Here is a 19709-nt window from a genome sequence, read left to right as displayed (position 1 = left end):
GCATCACCTCTCGTCTTTCGCTTCGGTGTTTTCCGTTTGGGTTGGAGCTTCAGGGCGGATGTCTTTTATCCAACGAACACCCGCGCCGAACGCGATTGTCTCAGACGTCATCTCGATGTTCTTCGTGCGAAGCCCGTTCACAAGGCTGTTCAGCGTTCGCTCGTTAACAGCGTCATACCGGTTCTTTTCCAGACGAGCGATGAAGCTCGGATCGACACCGGCTGCCTTTGCTAGCTCGCGCTGACTAAGGTCTGCCAAGCCTCTGGAAGCCCTGATTATCCGACTGCCGAAATGGTCAAGTGTCTTATCTTCCAGAACGGTGCCAGGCTTCCTCCACCTAACACCAGCTCCGTGCCCTTCACCGGCCTCGACGAACTCGACCCCTGCGTCCTGATAATAAGCTTTCAGTATCCAGGCTTCTCGCGGGAGCAGCTTATACTTGCCACCCTCAATCAACTGGATGGTCTTGGCTTTGATCCCCGTCGCCACGCCAACTTCAGCCTGACTCCAGCCAAGCATAAAACGTGCAGCTCGCAACAGCGGAATTACCGGGTTCATGTCCCCGAAAAAACGCTCAGGGCTGAGAATGTCAACATTATTCGCTGTGCGTCACCCAACCGCGTTTTGCGTCATTTTCCTTTGATTTTGAGTCAAGAATCGGTTTTCTTGCTTCAGGCCAACTTCCTCAAACCGAATCGAAGGTGCTCTCGATGGACAAATGGCTTGGAACTTCACCCAGTGTAATCATTCCCCGGCTGCAGTCCCTGCTCGCCGACTTACAAGGCTTGTCATCGCCTGGCGGCTTCGACGGTCCCGTAAATCCTGTTACCATTCGCAACTGCATGCTCGTCCAGCGCTCCGTGCCATGCCTTATCGGCGAGATGTCCGGTCATCCGCATATCAAAGAAGGTAGCCCCGGCGTTACGAGCGAACTCTTCTACCTCGATCAAAAACGCAAAATCGGCCGGACTCTCAGCAGGTGGTACTATTTCGACCACGGGCTGATCGGTTAGCGACGAAAGAGGAGCTGATCATGGACAAAGCCCTGACCGATAGCCTGGACCGTTACATTGCGAAGCTGCAGCAAGCCGCCGAACAGCTCAAGACGCCTCGAACTAACGAGTTCCGGTTGACGAAACGGAATCTACCTGCAATCGCTCGCAAGTCAGCGACTGACTTTCTAGCTTATTGCGCTCTCGTGGCGCTCTTCCGCAGAAACATTGGTGCCCTCTCCGAACCTTCATGCGTCGCAGTGATCGCCGTCCCTCCCCAATGGCAGCTGAAAGACGTTCATGACGCGGCGAACATCATTTTGAAGGACAAGAAGGGCGTCAAGTTCTGCCTCCATCCTACTTCCAAGCACAAACGTGGATGGGAAATCGACCCGGCGGAATTCCTTGAGACGGGAGAGAAACTGATCGTCTTTACTCAGGAGGGTTCTGTCCTTCATGAGGATTTCGAGCTGGCGGCCACGCTCTCTGACAGGCTCGCTCTTTGCGATGTTCGGCACTTACGAGCGCTATGTACCTTTCGCAAGTGCGGCATGCTGACGGACGAACAGGCAGCAGTCATCTCGGAGCAAGCATCAGAGCGAATGGAAGCCATCTTCCGTCGGGACCAACCCGCGAGCCGGGCCGCTATGAAGCTGTTGAAGGTCGCGAAGGTGCCTTCCGGCAATGAACGGCTGCTGGATGTCACCAAGGGCTTCGGCGAAGCGAGCGTGTGGGCCGAGGCTCTGAAGAATGACCTATCCGATTGGCGGCAAGGAAAACTTCCATGGGCCGAGGTGGACAAGGGTTGCTTATTGTACGGTCCACCCGGAACAGGTAAGACGCGATTTGCAGCAGCTCTAGCGTCCCACTGCGGCCTCCATCTGGAAGCAACATCAATCCCGAAGTGGCAGTCTTATAAAGACGGCGATCTCGGTGACATGTTGAAGGCCATGTATCAGGCGTTCAGTGCCGCCAAGGAAAATTCGCCCTGCTTATTATTCCTAGATGAATTCGACGCCATTGGGGACCGAGCCAAATTTCCTAGCCGCCACGAGACCTATTCGACAACCGTCGTGAACGCGCTCTTAGAATGCTTGGACGGAACGGAAGGACGCGAGGGCGTCATCGTCCTTGGTGCGTGCAACTATCCGGAACGGATCGACCCTGCTCTTCTAAGGAGCGGTCGGCTCGAAAAACATGTCAAATTTCCTTTGCCTGACGCAACAGCGCGAGGACAAATCCTTGAATTTCATCTTCCGGACCTAGTGGGTGATGCCGCTCTCAGGGAAATAGCTGCACGAATGCCTGGCAAGAGCGGCGCGGACATTGAAAGGCTGGCCCGCGAAGCCAGAAGGATTGCCCGAAAGGAAAATCGAGATGTCAACATTTCGGACGTCAGATCACAGGTGCAAGTGCCGCCTCCGCTTGATGCCGAAACTCTGTACCGCGTCGCGATTCACGAGGCGGGTCATGCCCTCGTGACCCACACGTTGCAGCTGGGCAAGATCGAGTGGGTCGAAATCTACGACAACGTGGAAAACTTCGCCACCGCTGTCGATGCGAACGGCGGCATGTTCATGGAAAGACCCGCCCGCGAATTTCTAACCCAATGGGACGTTATGAAGATGATTACTTCGGACCTGGCAGGAGCAGCAGCGGAGGATTTGATTTTCGAGCACCGCGCCAGTTGGTCAACCGGAAACCAGGGCAGCGACTTTGCCAGCGCGACCATGTTGGCGATCAGGATGGTGACGGAATACGCCTTCGGAAATTCTTTGTATTACCTTCCCGGATCGGTCGACATGACGTCCCCTCCCAAGCTTTGGGAGGACCTCGCTCTTCGCGACGACGTCAAAGAAATTCTTCAAGAGCAGTACCAGCGGGCGAAAGAAATGCTCGACGGCGTTAAGCCCGAACTGCTCAAGCTTGCCGACGCGCTCGTGAAACACAAACGGCTGGACGCCCGCCAATTGGAGCCGTACTGGCCGGGATCGCGGAAGACTCGGCAGTCGACGCCGCAACGCCCAAAAAGCCGCCGTCAACATTAGTGGCGCTCGACACTCAGCCAATCCTACCGACCATACACACGCCGCATTCCTTTGCGGCCGATGGAGGCCCCGTGAAAGCTTGGATCATTAGTGACATCCATCAAAGCCACCTCACAAGGTTGCTTCGCGACCCGCCCAAAGTTCCCATAGCGGAAATCTGTATATGTGCTGGGGACGTCACGAACTTCATCGATGACAGCATCGGCTTCATCCGTCGAGTCATCGAGCCGAAGATGCCGGTAGTGCTCGTGCTCGGCAATCACGATTACTACGGCAGCAGCATCAGCGGCGCACTAGAACGGGCCCGACGTCTTGTTGAAGGAAGCCGAGTTCATTTCCTTGAGAACGATACCGTCACAGTCGGCGACTGTCGCTTCATCGGTGCTACCCTGTGGACCGATTTCGCGGTCTCCGTTGGGCATGATGAACACATCCCTCCTGAAGAGAGGCGGGTTAAAGCATTCGAACTGGTGCCGTCGCGGATGATGGATTTCCAATGTATTTATCGTTCCGACCCTCGAAGACCAGGCGAAAACGGAATGGTTACGGCCTGGGAAATCCTTGAACGCCACAGAGAAAGTCGGAGATTTATAGACAGAGAATTATCGGTTGATTTTCCCGGACGTACCGTCGTGGTAACCCATCATGCGCCCTTGATGCAGAGCTTTAACCCCGACTTTTTCGGGAACGTGACAAACGCTGCTTTCGCTTCCGATCTTTCCGACCTGATCATACGCCGACGCCCAGGCCGATGGGTTCACGGTCACATACATAAGTTTCGGGACTATATGGCCGATCAGACGAGAGTCATCTGTAACCCGTGGGGCTATAGGGGCGAACTTTATACGTCCGGCTTCCGCCCAGGTTTCATCATCGAATTATAAACAGTGACAGAGGCCGGTTTTCGTTTTTCTGTGTCCGAATGCAACAATTCCTAAACTCCTGATGCGACAAGGAATTGATCGAGGAGATTGCGGAGTTCGTCAAAAGCGAATTCGCGGATTTCCTTGAGGCGGAACTCATAAGGACCACATAAACCATGAATGACGATCTCTTTATCGCGTCTTTGATCGTCGTGCTGGCGTTTGCTGCCCATGCTCTATTCTTGTGCATTTGGCACGCTATGGACGCTTTTACCAACAAGTTCAGTCCAAGCGAGTGGGCACCTGACCCAGGCAAACCGCTTAGCCTTGGCCGCTTCAAACTCCCCGTCTTGTCTGCTCTCATGGTCGTGGGCACTATCGCATTTTCAGTGGTGCTCGGCCAAACGCTGCTGATGCTCGGTGTCCGCCCTCCCGGCACTTGATTCCTTGAGCGTCAGCGGCGAAAGAAAATTCAGTAAAATTTGAAGGGCAGAAGCACTAGACGACGAGAGTGACGGTGCAGTTCGTGGAAAAGTCAACATAATGGACCCGAAACTTCTCACCCTTCCCTGGGTAACGCTTCTGACCCTCGCCGCCGGATACATGGGTTACTTCGTTGCCCATGTCGGTCTTCGGGATCACCACAAGACTGTGGACGTCACGTTCAGTACACTTGTCTTTGGGTTTTGTGCTGCGTTCGCCTATCAGCTGCTCAGATATGTGAACATTAACATCCTGGCCGCTTCTGGGGCCGCTGTGGTGACGTCCATTGTCCTTGGAGCAGTATGGCGAGCGCTGCTGCGGCCGGTTTTCTACAACATAATGCGGAACACGAATGTCAGTTATGCCGACGATATACCCACAGCGTGGCTCAATCTCTTTGGCGAGACGAGCATCGTCGCCTCTCAGTTGATCGTGCGACTGAAGGACGGACGGACGCTGATGTGCGCCGATCTCCATCGGTTCAAGGACGAGCCCAACGGCCCCTTCCGGTTCGGTGCGACCGGCGACATCCTAATGTATGTCACCGACCAGAAGGTGGGCTATGCGTGGTCGACAATAGACGACGTGTTTTGGGACGAATGGGGATCGGAAATAACCTACATCCCCGCTTCAGAGGTTGCGCAGGTCAACTTTCGCCGTCGAGGGCGATAGACTACTTCTTGGGCGGCGGCGGCCGGTTATGGTTTTCGGTCGGCGCGGTATAGCTCCCCCTTTTGCCGTCGGTGTTTCCGATAGGCGGTCTGGGAGGCTGGGGTACGACAACTTTCTTTTCAGTCATGGCGTTTCCTTCACTGGCTCGTACTCGTGCAGTTCATTTTCAAGTTGAACAACCTGCCGTTTGAACGGCTTGGTCTGGAAGTCGTACACGGTCTTCCCGCAGGTTATCGCGAACAGAACGGTCGCCCCGGCTTCTTCAAGGGTTTCCTTGGCTGCGAGCATTGAACTTCCAGTGGAAAGTACGTCATCGATGAGGACGACGCTGCGGCCAGCAATATTTCCTTGCACCCGAAGGAACTGCTTCAATTGCGCACGGCTACGATGCCCGTTTCCCTCATGTGATCTGGGCAGGGGCTTGGCCCACCTGAGCCCATCGTAAATGACGCCACTATATCGCTTGTCCTTCAGCGCTTCCGCAACCATCCACAATGATCGGTATCCGCCTTTGACGTTCGGCTGCGCATCCTTCGAGGGAATCGGAATCAACAGCGCGTTCTTCGGCACCTCAGCGTTGTCGAGCGTCGCCACAATGAACTGTCCGAAAGCGCTTCTTGCCCTCTTGATGTTCCCGGTGGTGATCCTAACCCTCTCCCCGTTTCGGAATAAAATTGTGAACGGGGTCTTATATTGCCCGGTCTTGACCGCCCAAACGAACAGGTAGGAATCCCAATATTCGGGCTTCCGCTTTGCCTTTTCCTTGTGCGCCAGCTCCGAATAGTAGGCACTGATAAAGTGCACGTTCATTTACGAAATCCGAGACAGAATATCTTGTACGCTGGTCAAGACCACCGTTTTGGGGTTTCCCAAGAAGCGCTCGGGCCAGGATAACGCTTGGTTCTCGACGACGGAGCGCATGATGAAAAGCCAGCGCCCGAGACGAATGCATTCAGCCGCTTGATGAAGCGTTCCTGAGGTGTCGGACGCCTCGACTATAACGCTGCCGTCGGAAAGCGCTGCCATCAAACGATTGCGTTTTGGAAAGTCCGATTGAAAGGTCCGCTGGCCTGGGTGGAATTGCGACACCAGAAGATGGCGCTCGTATATTTCCTGTTGGAGGTCGGCGTTTTCGGCTGGATAGGCCTTGTCGAGAGGCGTTCCGATGACTGACACAGTTTTACCGCCCTCGGCGATAGCAGCTCGATGAGCAGCAGTATCGACACCTTTTGCCAGCCCGCTTGTTACGACTAGCCCCGCAGACGCCAGTTCTCGCGATATCCTAGCCGCGCGAGCCAAACCGTCAGTAGATACGGACCGTGCACCGATGACAGACAGGGACTTCACTTTAAGCAGATTAAGATCGCCGGAGAAGAAGATTATCGGATCGCGTTCTTCCGCCTTCTTGAACAGCCCTTCGAGTTCTTTAGGCATCGGCCGCCCAGCGTACTCCATCATCTCGCCCAGTGGCATGGAGCCAAAGCTCGTCGGCGGTGTGTAACCGGACGCCCGGGTCACTTTCGTCACTCGATTCTGTTCAGAGTGCATATCCATCAGCACTTCAACTTCTCCAGAAATGCTTTGTTCGATGTCTACCGCGATTCGAGCACCCGGGTCACGTTCTGCCCCGGCGGCCGAGTGCATTTCGCTGTGGGTAAAGCGACAGCGAACTTGAAAGCAGCAGACCCCGTGGATCAATCGCGGCTTGATGTTCACTATATGTTCTGATGCAGTTTTGTCAATCTTGGGACGTTCTGGCGTTCATGCGCAGCCGCTTGCGACCAATCGAGAGGCGAGACCGCGCCCTGCAATCGGCCTGCTTCTTGTTGCCTGACCATGCCTTTTTCAGGATACGATCAGAAATTCATTGGAGGTGCGTAGAAGCAGCGCAACGTGTCTTCGTTTGGAAACAAACATAGGTGGTAAAGCCCATCTGGTGATGGAAAGCTTTTGGCTTGAGGGACGATGAATACATGCTCTCGCGTAGCAAGGCGGTGATCTCCCGCTTTGAGCGTAATTTTGTAATTCGCTCCTTCCAACGTAACATCGTCGCTGGGTATCGGCTGACAATCGCCAGTCTCACCATCGCCATTGCAACAAAATGCGTCGTACTTGAAACCAGAGGGAGCGTGGTGAGCCTCTGCAGCGGCGACAGGCGTCAAGGCAAACACTGCAGCGAGTAAGACGCGCATCACGATCCTCCAGGTCGAGGGCAAGAGCGTATGGCTCTTGCCTGGTTTCACTTGCCTCCGACGAAGGGGTCAGCCAATGCGGCTGCCGGTCTACTGATGGGATATTTAATGTCGGAAACCTTTTCAGCGAGCTTCGTGTCACCGTTTTCCTTCAGGAGCGCACGGAAGCTGGGGTGCATTCCGCCGTCCTGATAGGCTAACGGTTGGAACGACTTTTCCAGAAGCTCACCTAGTTTCTTATCGTCGGCTGCCGATTTGGCCGCAACTGCTGCATCCGGTTGATCGACCCGCTTGGGGCAAGCCGCCAAAGGATTAGTCGGCTCGCCGCCGTCGAACTGCGCGTTGAAGGTATAGTTCCCGTTGCACGCGGAAACTTTCGGTTCCCTGCGACGAACTTCGAAACTGTCGTAACCGACCTTGAGCGTCTTCCAGAAGGCCATATTTGGGTCGTCCCGGTGTGCTGCAAGGTTTTCGGGCGTCATTCGGAATGGATAGGACTGCACCTGAAACGCGGGCTGGCCTGCACGCAGCGCTTTCTCCACAACTGCGTAGATTTCGCCCACCCCCTGGTCTGTCAGCGCAAAGCATCCCGAAGACGAACAAGCACCGTGGACCATCAGGGCCTCCCCGGTGTAGCCTAGCGCAGACTCCAGCCGGTTCGGGTAGCCCAGGTTAAAGGAGAGGAAAAACTGCGATTTCGGGTTTAGTCCGCCGAGGGACACACGATAGAAGCCCTCAGGAGCCTGTCGGTCGCCTGTCTTTTTCTTCGGCCCGAGTTTCCCCGACCAACGGCACATCGGGTAAGTGTTGAGCAGGGCGTAGTTGCCCGATGCGTCGACTTTCCAGACCTCCAGTTCGCTCTCCATCTTGAAGATGCGCACAAGGACAGGGCTGTCCGAAGACATCCTTTTGCTTTTCATGTCGGCAAGAAGCTTTGATGGGATTTCTCTCGATGAAACGCCCAGATCATCAAGAGAGGCAGAAACGCAGCCGGACAGCACCAGTGCCGTGGCCGGAAGGATCAGCCACCGCGCCCACCGCCGCAGCTTTCCTGAAATCTTATAGGTAGGAGTGCGAGCAATAACGCTCGTTGAGAAATGGCCAAGCGCCATGATGAATCCTCTGACAGTAAATCGACCCAGGTCCAAATACTTCAGATGATCGGCGGGCGGTGCTCCACCTCAGCAGACAGCCCGACCGCCGCCGAATACGCGTCTTGTCCATAGGCTTCGCTACACTCGCGCGATTGCGCCAGCAGTGTTTCCGTTTTCAGCAGCCCTGCGTCCAGTTTACAATGCGAAGCCTGCCTCGCGTCTGCTGGCGAATGATCGTGGTCATGATGAACTGGAGACATCAGCGCGATCACTACGGAGGATTGAGGAGAAGCAGACGCAGTTTCACTGCAAGGAAGGACCAAGACCCCTCCCAGCATACTGATGATCAGCAATAGCTTCAAAAAATGCCGCAATGAATCAGCCCGCTTCAACGACCAGCATGATGGTGCCCCATACCGGAAACGTCAACAACAACAGGAACAAGGCAATCTGTTGACATTCCAACGGTGGTAATCTTCTCGCGATCAGTGCTTGATCCTGGAGACCAGCGATTTGATCCAGGACATGCAGGTCTCTATGGCCCAGCTAGTCTGCTCAAAAGTCAGCGCAGGCATCGGCTCATCACCCGGTCCATGCCCCAGCGGATTTCTGACTTTGGAGAAGAAAGCCTTCAGAATCTCGCCCTCCCATACGTCGATAAAGCGGCCATTCTTTTGGCTGACCAAGTTGTCGATATAGCTGGACGCACCGTTTTCCTTTCCATGAGTCCAGTTGTTCATCCCGGAAATGATCTTGATGGTGCTTTCCAATGCCCTTGCTGCCGATAGTGAAGCGTCTCGGTCGCCAGTGTCTCTTTGATCAACCGCTCTCAGCATATCATTCTGGACATTTTCTCACCTGACGTCAGCAACAAGCTCCCAGAAAGGCTTCTCAATCGTCTTGTCCACCAGCGCGTCGCTCGAAAGCTGTACGAACCCATTGTGATACGACAGTGGGAATTTTGCCTGCCGAAACCGCTCGTTCAGTTCGTCAAAGTTCGCTGCCCATCGCTGATTAAGCGCCTCGTTCTGCTTGGAAAGAAACTCCTTGGTAAACTCAGGCAATTTCAGCGACTTGGCGAGCCCTGCCAGTCCGACGCCATATTCAACGTCAGACACCTTGCCTGGCAGCGCTCTATTGGCGGCCTGCACCTGATCGCCGTATTCCCTGAAGGCTAACTCCACCAGGCTGATCCGGCGCTTTATGTAAACGTCGGGATCGAAGCCATCTTCGAACTCACGTTGCAGGAAATTCTTCAGGACGTCCGCGATTGTGTGCCGATAGCTGCCCAGAAAAAGCGGAGATAGAGGGTCAATGCCGATCTCCATGGCAAGCTTATTATGAATACGTTCCAGGCTTTCTTTCGCCGGTTTGTTGATTTCGCCGTTGATGTAGAAAGGAAAAAGCTGCTCGGTGACCATCTTGGTCGCCTGGACCATGAAGCGACGAGCATTCTCTCCGTATGAAGTCCAGATCATCGTGCCGTCGTATCGATTGACAAAGACGTCGGTCAGCATCGGGAAGCTCCATCGGTTGGTTTGCCATCGATGTCAGCTCGACGATAGCTGTTCAATCGTAAGAAGGCATCGAACGCGTCCGCTCCACAGCAATATCAGAAATTAGCCGCCCACCGTGGTACAGTCGGCGCGAAAATTGAGCAGCAGAGGTCTCAGGTGGGTCGAAAGCGCCATCAGCGGAACAGTCCGCAACTGCGCCAGCCTTATAAGCAGCGGCCTCCCAGGCGCGTCCGTCACCGGGTGAAGCTGGCGGCCAACAAACAGATCGCGATCATCGCCGGGATTGCCTTCACCCTTGCGATGATCGCGGTTGGACTTGACGCGCTTATGAACTAAGCGCCGATCTTCATGTAGATAGCTGGGACAGCCCCCTGCTTGCCAAGGCTGTAAACTTCGTAGGAAGCGTTGGGATTATCTCCCATCCCGAGCGACCCGGCAGGCATACCGGGAACGGCAAGCCCAGCGATGGACGGCTTCTCGGAAAGGACCTTTTCGACGGCCTCCAGTGGTACATGACCTTCAAAGACGTAGTCCCCAACGACCGCCGTATGGCACCCCTGCAATCCGGCAGGTATGCCGTATTTCGTCTTGACCGAGGCCAGATCGTCGACATCGTGGACGATCACGTTGAAGTCGGCATCTGCCATCGCCGCCGCCCAGGCTCCGCAGCATCCGCACGTCGGGTCCTTGTAGACGTCCATCTGCTTTTGAGAAGCGATGGCGGACCGGGCGGCGAACACCGCCAACCCCGTTACTGCCAGACAAATGAAGCTTCTCCTGTTCATGCTCGCTTTCCTTCCAGGTAAAATTCTTCAGCGTCGCTGGCGTCCGCATCCACGTCGCCTTGCGAGGAGCCCTTCTCAAGCCTCCATCCCTTGACTATGCCGTAGACGGCCGGAATGACGATCAATGTTAGAAGTGTCGACGAGATCATGCCTCCGATCATCGGTACTGCGATCCTTTGCATGATCTCGGAACCAGTTCCCGTCCTCCAAAGAATCGGCACCAGGCCCGCCATGATGGCAACCACAGTCATCATCTTCGGTCGAACTCGCTCCACAGCACCAATCATAATAGCCCGATTGAGGTCAGTCCTTGTGAATGCACGGTGATCAGCCGCGCATACGGCCTTCTGCTCCTTCATCGCGTGATCCAAATAGATCAACATGATGACTCCGGTTTCGGCGGCGACGCCTGCCAAGGCTATGAACCCTACAGCCACTGCAACCGCGGCGTTGAAACCCAGCCACCACATCAACCAGATGCCGCCCACCAACGCAAACGGCAGGGACAGCATGACAATGAGCGTCTCTGTTAGCGCCTTGAAGTTGAGGTACAAAAGCAGGAAGATCAACGCCAGCGTCAACGGAACGACGACCGCCAGACGCGCTTTGGCACGCTGCAGGTATTCGAATTGCCCGCTCCATGCGACTGAATAGCCGGAAGGCATGGTCACACTCTTGGCAACTGCCGCCTGCGCCTCTGCAACGTAACCGCCGAGATCACGGTTGGAGATGTCGACGAAAATGTAGACTGCAAGCTGACCGTTTTCAGTTCTGATTGTGGTCGCACCCCTGCTGAGCCTTACCTCGGCGACCTCGCCTAGCGGAACTGTACCGCCGCCGGGTAGAGCAACCTGCACATCTCGTGCAATCGACTGCGGGTCGCTTCGCATCCAGCGGGGGTAACGGATAGCTACACCATATCTCTCCCTGCCTTCGACCGTCGATGTCACGGTTTCCGAACCCAGCGCAGTACCGATCACTTTCTGCACATCATCGATTGTTAGCCCATAGCGGCCAAGCGCAATCCTGTCAGGCACGATGTCCAGGTAGTAGCCGCCGATCACCCGCTCCGCATAGGCGCTTGACGTACCGGGTATCGTTTTCAACACCTGTTCAATTTGGCGGGCGACCTTTTCCATTTCGCCAAGATCGGTCCCATAGACCTTCACGCCGACCGGCGTTCTGATGCCTGTCGAGAGCATATCGATGCGGGCGCGGATTGGCATTGTCCATGCATTGGAAACCCCTGGAAATTGAAGGGCGGAATCCATTTCCTGCTTCAAGCTCTCGGTCGTCACGCCCGGCCGCCACTCAGACTTCGGCTTCAGCGTGATGATCGTTTCGAACATCTCTGTTGGGGCAGGATCGGTCGCCGTAAGCGCACGCCCGGCCTTGCCGAATACGCTCTCCACTTCAGGGAACGACTTGATGATACGATCCTGGGTCTGCATCAGTTCCGCCGCCTTGGTGACGGAAATACCGGGCAGCGTGGTCGGCATATACATCAGCGTTCCCTCATCGAGGTTCGGCATGAACTCGCTACCAATGTGCTGCACCGGCCAGATCGTCGCTGCTAGGACGATGATCGCCAACAGTATGGTCACTGTTTTCACCTTCAACACGCCTGAGATGATTGGCCTGTAAACCCAGATCAGAAACCTGTTCAGAGGATTCTTATGCTCGGGTACGATACGGCCCCTGACGAAGATCACCATCAGCGCGGGCACCAAGGTCACGGATAGGAAAGCGGCTGCCGCCATGGAGAACGTCTTGGTAAACGCCAGAGGCCCAAACAAACGACCTTCCTGAGACTCCAGAGTGAAGATGGGTAGGAACGACACGGTAATGATCAACAAACTGAAGAACAGCGCCGGTCCGACCTCGCTCGCCGCCTCGACCAATATTTCGACTCTCGGCTTGCCAGGCGGCGCTCGCTCAAGATGTTTGTGTGCGTTCTCGATCATGACGATTGCAGCGTCGATCATCGCACCGATAGCAATCGCGATCCCGCCAAGGCTCATGATGTTCGCGCCGATGCCCAGCAGCTTCATCGCGATGAAGGCGATGAGAATGCCAACGGGCAGCATGATGATTGCCACAAGCGCACTGCGGACATGCAAGAGGAAGGCTATGGTCACCAGTGCAACCACTATCGATTCTTCGACCAGAGTGCCCTTCAACGTCTCAATGGCAGCTTCGATCAACGTCGAGCGGTCATAGACAGGGACGATCTCGGTTCCTGCAGGCAGGCTGCCTTTCAAGCCCTCCAAGCTTCTCTTCGCGTTGTCGATCACAGTCAGTGCATTGGCCCCGAACCGTTGCAAAACGATCCCGCTTGCGACTTCGCCTTCGCCATTAAGCTCAGTGATACCGCGTCGTTCATCGGGGACAAGTTCGACTTTCGCGACGTCGGCCAGGCGCAAAGGTACGCCGCCACTGGTCTTCAGGACAATGTTCTGAATGTCGCTGACGCCTTTAAGGTAGCCGCGACCGCGAACCATGAATTCGAACTCAGAAAGCTCAATTGTCCGGCCGCCGACGTCCGTATTGCTCGCCTTTACAGCATTCGAGATGTCCATCAGCGACACCCCCTGAGCCTTAAGACGCGAGGGATCGACCACAATCGAATATTGCTTGACGAAACCGCCGACGCTGGCAACCTCCGCAACGCCTTCCGATTTTGAGACCCCGAACCTTACCACCCAGTCCTGAAGCGAACGCAGTTCCGCGAGGCTGAGGTTTTTCGCCAGAACGGCGTACTGATAAACCCAGCCGACGCCTGTTGCGTCAGGTCCAAGCGTTGGCGACACGCCTTGAGGCAATCGGCTGGCAGCCGCGTTCAGATATTCGAGGACGCGGCTTCGGGCCCAGTAGGGGTCCGTGCCATCCTCGAAGATCACGTATACGAACGAGACACCAAAGAACGAGAATCCTCGGACGACTTTGGATTTTGGCACCGTTAGCATCGACGTCGTCAGAGGATAGGTCACCTGATCTTCAACGACCTGCGGTGCCTGGCCAGGATACTCTGTGTAAACGATGACTTGGATGTCGGAGAGATCGGGGATGGCGTCCAAGGGAAGCGAACGCAAGGCAAAGATGCCCCCGCCGACGGCGAGAGCCGCCCCAACGATGATCAGCACCAGGTTGTGAGCTGACCACGAAATAATTCGCGAGATCATGGCTTTGCCTCCTGAGGTGTCATCGCACTCAGAGCCGAGTTCAGGTTGCTCTCAGCATCCAGAAGGAAGTTAGCTGCGATCACGACGCGGTCGCCTGGAGCGATACCCTTGGTGATCTGGCTCCGTTCATCGCCGCGAACCCCGAGCGTCACGTCCCTTGGCTCGAAGCGGCCTTCGCCCTTGTCAACGAACACCACCTGGCGGTCGCCCGTATCTATCACCGCGCTGGAATCCACGCTCAACACGGGAGACGGGGCACCCGCTTCGATGTCGACATCGGCGTACATGTTCGCAAAGAGCTTGCCTTGAGGATTAGGCAGCTCAATGCGGATTTTCGTCGTCCGGGTCTGCTGCTCGACCTCAGGATAAATCAGGCTGACGTTACCGCTGAACTTTTGCCCCGGCAGGCTTCTCACTGTGACGGTGACCGGGGACCCGATCTTGACCGAGCCGATATCGTATTCCGGAACCTCAGCCACAACCCAGACCACTGATGGATCGGCAACACGAAACAGCTGATCACCAGGTTTGGCCATCATGCCCGTTGTTGCCATTCGCTCCAGAACGATGCCTTCACGCGGCGAAGCATAGTCGATGCTCGCCGGGACCTGACCTTGCGCTGCGATTTGCTCGATTGCCTCCTGGGGGACGCCGAGGTTTTTCAGGCGAAGCGCGGAGCCTGCTGCAGTTCCCCTTCCACCTCTACCGGCAGCATATTCAGCTCCGGCGGTGGCAATCTCCTGGGAGTAAAAGCTGAAGAGCTTCTGCCCTTTCGCGATACGATCTCCAGTGGTCACGTTCGCAACGGCATCGATGAAGCTGTCCGTGCGCATCGAGACGACGCTGACCAGCCGCTCATCCCAGCCGACGACACCCGGAACGCGGACCTTCCGAGAGATCGGCATCATCTCTGCCAGGGCTGTCTTCACGCCAGTCCGCTGCAGCTTGCCGAGCGAGACCTTGACCGTCGAGGTTTCCGCCTGCTCTCCTTCGTAGACAGGAATGTAGTCCATCCCCATCGAATCCTTCTTCGGTTCCTTCGAGGTGTCCGGAAGACCCATCGGGTTGCGGTAATAAAGGACCTTCCGCTCCGGCTCTGACGTCGCGCCTACCTTTGGGTTTTGCGCGGCAGCTGCAGAAGTAGGCGCGACCACACCTGATGCGTCGAAGCTTATGTCGGCGCTCTGGCGGACAGCAATGAAATCGCGGCCATCGGACGTTTTCCTGGGGCCGTGAGAATATTGGGCTTTGCCATCAGGATCGCGGTAATAGATGATCGCGCCCGCACCTACCGGCGGAAGGGGTTCGGCATCGGCTGCCTTCCCAAGGATGTTGTTGAGGTATTGCTGGCCAACTCCATTGGCACCAGCCAAGTACGCTCCCCCGCCGAATACGGCGAAGGAGGTAACGGCAACCAGCCATGTGACCCTCTTCAAGGGACGGCCTTCACGACGACTTCACCTTGAACGGTAGCGCCCTCGCCCTGCACTTTCGCGCCCAGCTGAAAGCGCCAACCGCCCTGCATACTGAGGTTTGTCTTAAACTTGTACGTGCCCGGCTGCGGAGCCGGAAGCTCTTCAACGGGTGTGGTCATCATCTCCATCCCCTCAGGAGCCATATCCATACGGGTCGTGAAGATGACGGCATCCGAGACAGGCTCCCCGGTTCGCTTGTCGATCAGGCGTACCGAGACTTCCGCCGTCGGCCCTTGTTTAACTTCCGAGGAGAGGAGCTGGAACTCGTAGTCCTGCGGAGCCGCGTGTACGGTCGAGAAAGGGATGGTAGCAAGAGTGATTGCCGCGAGAATTGCTCGCGTTGAAACGTAGATTTTCTTCATTTGACTACATCATTTGCTGGCGGGCAGAGCCTCGCCATGAGATTTGGATACCAGCCTATCAGGGCCAGCGGTCTAAATTTGCGATGTAGTTGGCCCGAGGTGGGCGGGCTGGAGGTTTCACTTCGGCGGACGGTGCTTCATCGTCGTGCAGAAGCGAGTAACGGACGACTAGCGGATATGCGGCCCGTTCCCCAACCCCGTGCAGGGGATGGACCAGGATCATCGATGCGCAGATGAGAGCCAACGGGCAGTTCTTCTGGCACCCTGGCGCAACAGGCTTGGCCTTCGGGCAGCAGGGCATCTCGTCGACGTTAGCTTGCTCCCCGGCAACAGCCGACGACGTCATCAGCATGCCGTCTTGAATGTGCGTTTCAGTAACGTCACTAGCTGACATCGTCATACCGTTCGATGAAGCCATCGCACTTTCAGCCATAGCAACGCTCACGGGACCAAGCATGATCCCGAGCACAGCCAAAAGGCAAACCAGGCGCTGAAAAACGACGAACTTCATAGCGCTTATTGTGGCACGGCATTTTTGCGGGCGGAAGTGCATCACGAAGATTTGCGGCTTTTTGTCCGATCTCGCGTTCTTTCGGGTCCCGTAAATTGATCTTTCGAACCTACTTGACCTTCCCATGGTGGGAAGCACCACATACAGGTCATCACCTTCTAAGGAGACGTCAAAATGATCAGATTCGAAGTTCCGGACATGACTTGCGGCCACTGCGCTGGCACCGTGGAAAAGGCGATCAAAGCAGTCGATCCGAACGCTTCCGCCAACGTCGATCTCTCCACAAAGACCGTTTCGGTTGAAAGTGCCATCGCGCCTGAGATCATCAGCGCATCAATCGCAGACGCGGGTTATACACCATCGCTTGCGAAATGAATGATCTCCAGCGGCGGGCTTGGAATGTCTCGTCCGCCGCTGACACGATAGCTAAAATGGGGAACTGAATGGTAGCGTGCCCTTGCGGGTCAGTCCGCGAATACGAAGCTTGCTGCGGCAGGTACATTTCCGGAGAACCAGCTCCTGACCCGGTAACCTTGATGCGTGCACGCTATACTGCGTTCACTCGTGGTGACCTCGATTTCATCGAGCGGACCTGCACGGACGACGGCAAGTCGAGCCTCGACAGGTTCGAAATGGAGCGCTCGCTTCCCAAGACGACCTTCCTTGGCTTCGAGTTACGGGAAGCAACTGAGGAACCCGAACGAGATACCGGAAGCGTCACGTTCGCCTTTCGATATCGCTTCCAGGACAAAGAGTTCACCCAGGTCGAGATCGCCAACTTCCGACGCGTCGACGGAATTTGGTTGTTCAATGACAGCGTCGTGAACCCGAAACCCGCCACCATCAGAGTGGAGTCAATCGGACGGAACGAGCCCTGCCCCTGCGGCTCCGGGAAAAAGTACAAAAAGTGCTGCGGTGCTAATGCATGAAGGAGCAGAGGTTCGCATGCACTGCCTGTGGCCTCTGTTGCTACGGCCTACTGCCGCTCACCATCAATGAAGCAATCAGCCGCGCCGACAGGTTTCCGCTCGCGATTTCCGTGACGCCGGTACGATCCGGAACACGCGGTCATACGTCGATCTCACGCATTGGCGTCACCGCTAGCATCGGCAAGGGCAAGCCAATCAATCTGCTAGTCACCCCAATATCGTTCATTCCACCTTCATCGCCCTGCCCGGCTCTTGGTGCGGATAACCTTTGCTCGATTCACAATGAGAAGCCAGAGCGCTGCAAGACGATGCCGTTCTATGCTTACAAAGACGAGGATAGCCAGCGCGACATGCTCGTCCCCCGCCCTGGCTGGGAGTGTAATACCGGCGACGATGCTCCGGTTGTCTACCGCGACGGATCGATCATCGACAAAGCTGAATTCAGCGCCGAACGAGCGGCACTTGTAGAGCAGGCACCAACACTGCAGCGCTACATCGACTTGCTGCTGAAGTACGATCCAACCTTCGTCATGCGTCTGCAGAAAGGTATCCACCTCCTGCCGGGCGGGAAGATCGTCCTTAACTTCGCTTCACTCCTGCGCCACATCAAGAGCGCGGACGTGACCGAGTACGCCCGGAGGCAGCACCCAGTGTTGGCTGAGTGGGCTCTTAAAACGGCTGACGACCCCAAGTCGTCCCAGTTTCACGCCTATTACAAGGGCGCTCTGTCCGAGATCGCACGATACCTAGTCTGACAAGCAGCCTGGGTCGAAGGGGCAGCGCTGCCGCCCCCTTCCCGGCGTGCCTTCAATATGATTGAAGCAGCGCGGCTCCTTCCTGCCCGAAGCGAGCTTCAACACCAAGCAGCGGTGCTGCCCTCTTGATGATATCGCGAACCATGGGTGCCGCCGTATAGGCAGCGATGTTCTGACCCTGCTCGCCGTTCTTGGGCTCGTCGCAAAACGTCAGCACGACATACTGCGGCTTCTCAATTGGAAACGCGGCCAGGAAGGCATTGAAGTTCAGGTTGTCAGCATAGCGTCCGTTCACGACCTTGTCGGCAGTACCCGTCTTTCCGCCTACGTTGAACCCGGCAACATCAGCGTTGCGACCTGACCCCTTCACACCGTTGAGCTTGAATAGGTAACGAACGTCATCGCTAGTCGAAGGTTTGACGATCACCTTTGCGACGGTATTCGCTTGTTCGCGCGTCCGTGGCAGGAACGTCGGGTTCATCAATTTTCCTCCGTTGACAAGGGCTGCTCCGGCGACAGCTGTCTGCAGAGGCGTCGTCGCAGCGCCGTGTCCGAATGAGATCGTGATCGAGTTGATCTTCTTCCATTCCTTTGGCTGGGAGGGCGACTTCACCTCGGGCAATTCGGTCTGAAGCCGCGTCAACAATCCAAAGTCGGTCATATATCGCCGCTGGGTCTCCATCCCTACTACGTCGATGATCCGAGCTGTTCCAATGTTTGACGAGAACTCGAAGACCTCCGGGAGCGTTAGCCAGCGCCGTTGCCCATGAAAATCATTGATCGTGAACCCACCAATTCGCAGCGGCTGCGTAGCATCAAAACTATCACTCATCTTGACCTTCCCAGTGTCGAGAGCCAGTGCCAGCGAGAAGGTCTTGAAGGTCGAGCCCATTTCGAAGGTGCCAGCGGACATCCGATTGAGCCAGCCATCTTTCGCTCCTTCGAGCGGATTGTTCGGGTTGAAGTCAGGAGCTGAAGCCATCGCCAGCACCTCCCCCGTATTGACATCAAGGATGACTGCGCCCGCGCCCTTCGCTTGATAATTGGCCACCGCGTTCACGACGACATCGCGAACAATGTTCTGCACGCGATTATCAATGGAGAGCATCAGCGGCTCCAGGGGCTGATCGTTTGTGAGCCCGGCAGACTTCAGATCGGCGAAGCCTTGTTCGTCGATATAGCGTTCCATCCCTGCCACACCACGGTTGTCGATGTCCACGTAGCCCAGGATATGGGACGCGGTCGCACCACCGGGATAGAACCTTTTCTTTTCAGGCCGGAAACCGATACCGGGTACGCCAAGGGCAAGGATGTTGCTTTGCTGGCGTGGCGTGATTTGCCGACGCAGCCAGGCAAATCTGCCGCCGTTTACCGTCAGTTTCCTATAGATGTCGCGCCGGTCGAGGTCAGGAAAAACAGTCGCCAGCTTCTCTACGGCCTCATCGGCATCAACGATGCGATTGGGCTCCGCAAACAGCGAAACCGTGTTGATGTCAGTCGCGAGTAACTCTCCATTCCGGTCAACGATATCCGGGCGCGACGCCATCAGTCGATCACCCGGTGGAATCGACGCAGCGCTTTCGGGGTCGCGGATCGCATACTGGATCAACCTTCCGCCGATGACCGTGTAGAGGCCGACGAACAGGATGATGAGAATGCGGGTTCGGCTCCGCGCCTGCCGCCTCTTCTGGCCACCCCGTACCCCCTTTGTGGATGTGGCACCAGGTAACACGCCGGACCGAAAGTGGGCCCTGCTCTTCATGGCGATAATTCTAGTGAGGAAGGTCATAACAGCGATCCTCCGCCTTCAGGGGATCGGTGACCGAACGAACTGGATGGAGCGCACAGC

General features: G+C 56.1%; 20 protein-coding genes and 2 pseudogenes. 9 read left to right on the top strand and 13 right to left on the bottom strand.

Going from position 1 to position 19709, the window contains the following annotated elements:
• Positions 1-3: 3 nt before the first annotated feature.
• Positions 4-558, bottom strand: a complete 555-nt coding sequence (locus tag ACODTZ_RS21210) for a helix-turn-helix domain-containing protein (protein ID WP_203428654.1) — start codon at positions 556-558, stop codon at positions 4-6.
• A gap of 152 nt (positions 559-710) precedes the next feature.
• On the opposite strand from ACODTZ_RS21210, the gene ACODTZ_RS21205 reads away from it, so the two are divergent.
• From ACODTZ_RS21205 to ACODTZ_RS21185, 5 genes are all read left to right on the top strand, one after another.
• A complete protein-coding gene (locus ACODTZ_RS21205; RefSeq protein WP_203428653.1) occupies positions 711-1013 on the top strand; it encodes a hypothetical protein in 303 nt (100 codons plus the stop codon).
• Positions 1014-1033: 20 nt separating this feature from the next.
• Positions 1034-3040, top strand: a complete 2007-nt coding sequence (locus ACODTZ_RS21200) for an AAA family ATPase (protein ID WP_489027824.1) — start codon at positions 1034-1036, stop codon at positions 3038-3040.
• 71 nt (positions 3041-3111) lie between these two features.
• Positions 3112-3924: a metallophosphoesterase gene (locus tag ACODTZ_RS21195; RefSeq protein WP_203428651.1), complete on the top strand. Its 813-nt coding sequence runs from the start codon at positions 3112-3114 to the stop codon at positions 3922-3924.
• Positions 3925-4079: 155 nt separating this feature from the next.
• Positions 4080-4346: a hypothetical protein gene (locus ACODTZ_RS21190; RefSeq protein ID WP_203428650.1), complete on the top strand. Its 267-nt coding sequence runs from the start codon at positions 4080-4082 to the stop codon at positions 4344-4346.
• Between the two features lie 100 nt (positions 4347-4446).
• Positions 4447-5058 (top strand): hypothetical protein, encoded by a 612-nt coding sequence (locus ACODTZ_RS21185; RefSeq protein WP_203428649.1) that lies wholly within the window; start codon positions 4447-4449, stop codon positions 5056-5058.
• Positions 5059-5181: 123 nt separating this feature from the next.
• On the opposite strand, the gene ACODTZ_RS21180 is transcribed toward ACODTZ_RS21185, so the two are convergent.
• The 11 genes and pseudogenes from ACODTZ_RS21180 to ACODTZ_RS21130 all read right to left on the bottom strand — a co-directional run bounded on the left by ACODTZ_RS21180 (position 5182) and on the right by ACODTZ_RS21130 (position 16176).
• Positions 5182-5868 (bottom strand): phosphoribosyltransferase family protein, encoded by a 687-nt coding sequence (locus tag ACODTZ_RS21180; protein ID WP_489027821.1) that lies wholly within the window; start codon positions 5866-5868, stop codon positions 5182-5184.
• Entirely contained in the window at positions 5869-6774 is a 906-nt protein-coding gene (locus tag ACODTZ_RS21175; RefSeq protein ID WP_246777476.1) for a DNA-processing protein DprA, read from the bottom strand.
• 140 nt (positions 6775-6914) lie between these two features.
• Positions 6915-7250: a hypothetical protein gene (locus ACODTZ_RS21170; RefSeq protein ID WP_203428648.1), complete on the bottom strand. Its 336-nt coding sequence runs from the start codon at positions 7248-7250 to the stop codon at positions 6915-6917.
• Positions 7251-7297: 47 nt separating this feature from the next.
• Complete coding sequence (locus ACODTZ_RS21165) at positions 7298-8362, bottom strand: L,D-transpeptidase family protein (RefSeq protein WP_203428647.1); 1065 nt, start codon at positions 8360-8362, stop codon at positions 7298-7300.
• Between the two features lie 467 nt (positions 8363-8829).
• Positions 8830-9186: pseudogene (locus tag ACODTZ_RS21160) on the bottom strand (AbiJ-NTD4 domain-containing protein); the annotation flags it as partial.
• 12 nt (positions 9187-9198) lie between these two features.
• Positions 9199-9861, bottom strand: a complete 663-nt coding sequence (locus tag ACODTZ_RS21155) for an AbiJ-NTD4 domain-containing protein (RefSeq protein WP_489027818.1) — start codon at positions 9859-9861, stop codon at positions 9199-9201.
• A 332-nt stretch (positions 9862-10193) separates the two neighbouring features.
• The gene (locus ACODTZ_RS21150; RefSeq protein WP_203428645.1) at positions 10194-10646 is read right to left on the bottom strand and encodes a DUF411 domain-containing protein; all 453 of its coding nucleotides are present in this window, start codon (positions 10644-10646) and stop codon (positions 10194-10196) included.
• A complete protein-coding gene (locus ACODTZ_RS21145) occupies positions 10643-13828 on the bottom strand; it encodes an efflux RND transporter permease subunit (protein WP_489027816.1) in 3186 nt (1061 codons plus the stop codon). The genes ACODTZ_RS21150 and ACODTZ_RS21145 overlap by 4 nt, the downstream gene beginning before the upstream one ends.
• On the bottom strand, positions 13825-15264 hold the full coding sequence (locus ACODTZ_RS21140; protein WP_203428643.1) for an efflux RND transporter periplasmic adaptor subunit: 1440 nt from the start codon (positions 15262-15264) through the stop codon (positions 13825-13827). Before ACODTZ_RS21140 ends, ACODTZ_RS21145 begins: the two co-directional genes overlap by 4 nt.
• Positions 15261-15665 (bottom strand): FixH family protein, encoded by a 405-nt coding sequence (locus ACODTZ_RS21135; RefSeq protein ID WP_203428642.1) that lies wholly within the window; start codon positions 15663-15665, stop codon positions 15261-15263. The genes ACODTZ_RS21140 and ACODTZ_RS21135 overlap by 4 nt, the downstream gene beginning before the upstream one ends.
• 58 nt (positions 15666-15723) lie before the next feature.
• A complete protein-coding gene (locus ACODTZ_RS21130; RefSeq protein WP_203428641.1) occupies positions 15724-16176 on the bottom strand; it encodes a hypothetical protein in 453 nt (150 codons plus the stop codon).
• Between the two features lie 174 nt (positions 16177-16350).
• On the opposite strand from ACODTZ_RS21130, the gene ACODTZ_RS21125 reads away from it, so the two are divergent.
• From ACODTZ_RS21125 to ACODTZ_RS21110, 4 genes and pseudogenes are all read left to right on the top strand, one after another.
• Positions 16351-16551, top strand: coding sequence for a heavy-metal-associated domain-containing protein (locus ACODTZ_RS21125; RefSeq protein WP_203428640.1), 201 nt, complete (start codon positions 16351-16353; stop codon positions 16549-16551).
• A 68-nt stretch (positions 16552-16619) separates the two neighbouring features.
• A pseudogene (locus ACODTZ_RS21120) lies at positions 16620-16673 on the top strand (SEC-C metal-binding domain-containing protein); the annotation flags it as partial.
• A gap of 39 nt (positions 16674-16712) precedes the next feature.
• Positions 16713-17105 (top strand): YchJ family metal-binding protein, encoded by a 393-nt coding sequence (locus ACODTZ_RS21115; protein ID WP_246777475.1) that lies wholly within the window; start codon positions 16713-16715, stop codon positions 17103-17105.
• Positions 17102-17860 (top strand): YkgJ family cysteine cluster protein, encoded by a 759-nt coding sequence (locus ACODTZ_RS21110; RefSeq protein WP_203428638.1) that lies wholly within the window; start codon positions 17102-17104, stop codon positions 17858-17860. Before ACODTZ_RS21115 ends, ACODTZ_RS21110 begins: the two co-directional genes overlap by 4 nt.
• A gap of 52 nt (positions 17861-17912) precedes the next feature.
• Here the strand turns inward: ACODTZ_RS21110 and ACODTZ_RS21105 are convergent, their stop codons facing one another.
• Complete coding sequence (locus tag ACODTZ_RS21105) at positions 17913-19649, bottom strand: peptidoglycan D,D-transpeptidase FtsI family protein (protein ID WP_203428637.1); 1737 nt, start codon at positions 19647-19649, stop codon at positions 17913-17915.
• Positions 19650-19709 lie beyond the last annotated feature (60 nt).

The sequence above is a fragment of the Rhizobium sp. FG113 genome (assembly GCF_057809895.1).
Note: the sequence above shows the minus strand (reverse complement) of the source record. Positions and strands in the feature narration are given on the sequence as shown.